Below are 3,121 nucleotides of genomic sequence, written 5' to 3'. Positions count from 1 at the left end.
ATCCCGGACGGACTTGAAGAGTTCATTGTCTGTTGCCGGCGCCCGCCGGTCGAACACGGCGTTCGACAGGTCCAAAGCGGGATGCCCGCCTATGAAGTGATCCGGTACCCATTCGGTGTATTCATCGCCCATGGAACATAACCTCATTAACCGGATTATACGGTTACATGTAACCACTATCATACGGATACGTGGTGTCAAAGCCAGCGCGTCGCCAGATCGGCGCGGAACCCCTGGGAGGGAGAGGATGTGCAGCAATCGTTACAAGACCCGCCACGAAACCATCAATGTCGACGGCCTCGACATCTTCTACCGTCATGCCGGCGATCCCGGCAGACCGGCAATCCTGCTGCTGCACGGATATCCGACTTCGTCGCACGTCTATCGCAATGTCATCGAACCGCTGGCGGAGACAGCCTATGTGGTGGCGCCGGATCTGCCCGGTTTCGGCTTTTCGTCCGCCCCTTCCATCGATGCCTATGACTACACGTTCGACAACCTGGCCAGCACGATCGAAGCCTTCATCGAGGCCCTCGGCCTCCAGCGATTCTTCCTCCACATCACTGACTTCGGCACGCCCGTCGGCTATCATCTCGCCACACGGCGGCCGGATCGCATCCTCGGCCTGATCGCCCAGGACAGCAACGCTCATGACGAGGGGCTGGGACCGGAATGGGACGCGCCGAAGGCGTTCTTCGCCGAACCGACTGAAGAAAACCGCGCCAGACTGCCGGACTGGATGAATTTCGAGGGGACCCGAAACCAATATATCGGCGGTCTCCCCGAGCGTCTGAAAGTGTTGTTTCCGCCCGAGGGTTGGTATCTCGATACGGAGCGCCTGGCGAGGCCCGGCAACACCGACATTCAGTTCGAACTCTTCACCGATTATGGCTCGCACATCGCGCGCTTCCCGGCCATCCAGGCCTATCTCCGCGACCAACAGCCAGCATGCCTGGTGCTGTGGGGGCGCCACGACGCCTTCTTCGCGCTGGACGAGATCATGGCCTACAGCCGCGATCTCGACGCCGTCGAAATCCATGTCTTTGAGAGCGGGCACATGCTTCTCGAAACGCATCATCGCCAATGCGCGGCTCTCATCGCTCACTTCATGCACGAGGTGGAGACTGGGGTATTTCGCGATCCTGCGGGGCGTTGAACGTCGACGTTCAAACCGCCACTTCGATGGGCTCGGCAAGCCTGGGATTGGCCCGCGCGGCGATCAGGCAGCCGGCGACGATCAGGCACGCTCCCGTCAGCGTGGTCCAGGTCGCCTCCTCGCCGAAGAAGAACCAGCCAAGCGCGACCGCCCAGATGAAGGCCGAGTATTCCGTCGGGATCAGATATTGCGCTTCGGCGCGGGCGTAGGACCAGCTCATCAGGAATTGCCCGGCGAGCGACAGCACCGTCACCCCGGCCAAAGGAAGCCAAAGATCGCTCGGCAGGGCGACGGCAAGCCAGGGTGCCGCGAGGCCGAGCAGGATGGCAACGCAAAGGTTCTGGAACAGCATGATCTCGATCGGCTTGGCCAACTGCGCCTGTTGCCGGGCGAGGATCAGATTGTATCCGTAGAACACGGTTGATACGAGCACCGCTGCCGTGCCGAGCATGGCGTCCTGCGAATAGTCTGCCTGCCCGAACTGGCCGGCCATGATGATGGCGACGCCGGCGATGCCGGCCAACGATGCCCAGACAGCCTGGCGTCGGATCCGTTCGCCCAGCAGCAGCGCGGCGAGAAACAGCGCAAACAAGGGCGCCACGAAGCTGAGCCCGATCGCCTCCGCGAGCGGCAGCCTGGCCAAGCCCCAGAAGAAGGATATCAGCACGACGCCGACAATTGCGGCACGCAGCGCATGCAGCCTCAGCACCGGAATGGTCGGCTTTAAGCGTGGTCCCGCCAACCAGGCTGCGCCCGCGACCACGGCCGCGACCATGCTGCGCCACAGCAAGGTGTTGTAGACCCCGACCGCGATGACCAGGATCTTCATCGCCGCATCCATCCCGGACAGCAGGAAGATCGCAAGCGCGCATACGAGCACCGGGATCATCGGGGAAACGGCGCCGGTCAGGCTGGATGTCTTCACGGCTTCACTCATGTGACGGATCGCAGCCGGATATATCAGGGCAAGGGTCGCGACCAGATGGCAGCCCGGTCGATGTAGCAGTCCAACCCCGATTGGGCCGAGGCTATCGTGACATCAGGGTATCAGCACCATGCCGGCGAGTTGAACGAAACGGACCGCCTCGCCGACTGCATCATCCGGCCACGGCAGGCGACGCACGCACCCATGGCACAGATCGAATTGAGCGGGCGGGTTGCCGACGCAGCTGGCCCGTCGCATGTTGCCGGTTGTCTGCAGACGGATCGGAAAAAATGCACCGCATGGCTTCGGGCGACCTTTATCAGACCTACGATCTTGGTGACTTGCGCATCACCTCCTTGCGCGATGGCTATGTCGACATGCCGATCGGACGGCTTCGGCAACCCGGCGACAAGCCATTTGGCGATGAATTGCCGCAACAAGTCGCATTGGTTGGTGGTCAACTCAGACTGTCCGTCAATGCCTTCGCGATTGACGATGGAGACGGAATCATCCTGATCGATACCGGTGCCTCGAACGCCTGGCATCCCACCATGGGCCGACTTCCCGAGGCGCTGGACGAAGCTGGCATCGATGCCGGACGAGTCCGTGCCGTCTGTTTCACCCACACCCATCTCGACCACATCCATGGTCTTGTGCTTGCCGACGGCCGCGACGCTTTCCCGCGCCTGGCGCGTTTGCTCGTTCCCGGGGAAGAACTCGGCTTTTTTCGCGCCGAAGCGCGGCTCGAACGATTTCACAGCATGGCGGAACCCTTCGAGGCCGGAGACCGTATCGGGACACATGTCGACATTGTCGAAGCCCATGGCCATGAAGCGGGACACAGCTGCTTTCGTGTTTCGAGCGGTGGCGAACGCATTCTGATTTGGGGCGACACCGTTCACGTCCCATCGCTTCAGTTCGATCGACCTGAGGTGACGTGGGAATTCGATGCCGATCAGGACCAGGCGCGCGAAAGCCGGTTGCGGTTGCTGGCGCTTGCTGCCGACGATCATGTTTCGTCGCCGGCGCGCATCTGGATT

3 protein-coding genes are annotated in these 3,121 nt (G+C 61.7%); 2 read left to right on the top strand and 1 reads right to left on the bottom strand.

The window, feature by feature from the left end; genetic code table 11:
* Positions 1-247 precede the first annotated feature (247 nt).
* Complete coding sequence (locus EN879_RS29800) at positions 248-1,156, top strand: alpha/beta hydrolase (protein WP_013530054.1); 909 nt, start codon at positions 248-250, stop codon at positions 1,154-1,156.
* Between the two features lie 10 nt (positions 1,157-1,166).
* Here the strand turns inward: EN879_RS29800 and EN879_RS29795 are convergent, their stop codons facing one another.
* A complete protein-coding gene (locus EN879_RS29795) occupies positions 1,167-2,093 on the bottom strand; it encodes a DMT family transporter (RefSeq protein ID WP_013530053.1) in 927 nt (308 codons plus the stop codon).
* A gap of 278 nt (positions 2,094-2,371) precedes the next feature.
* On the opposite strand from EN879_RS29795, the gene EN879_RS29785 reads away from it, so the two are divergent.
* A partial coding sequence (locus EN879_RS29785) for an MBL fold metallo-hydrolase (protein ID WP_245493883.1) occupies positions 2,372-3,121 on the top strand: 750 nt, incomplete at its 3' end.

This window comes from Mesorhizobium sp. M7A.F.Ca.AU.002.02.1.1 (assembly GCF_003998535.1).
GTDB lineage: Bacteria > Pseudomonadota > Alphaproteobacteria > Rhizobiales > Rhizobiaceae > Mesorhizobium > Mesorhizobium ciceri.
The sequence above is the reverse complement of the archived record's forward strand: the minus strand, read 5'-3'. Positions and strand labels throughout refer to the sequence as shown.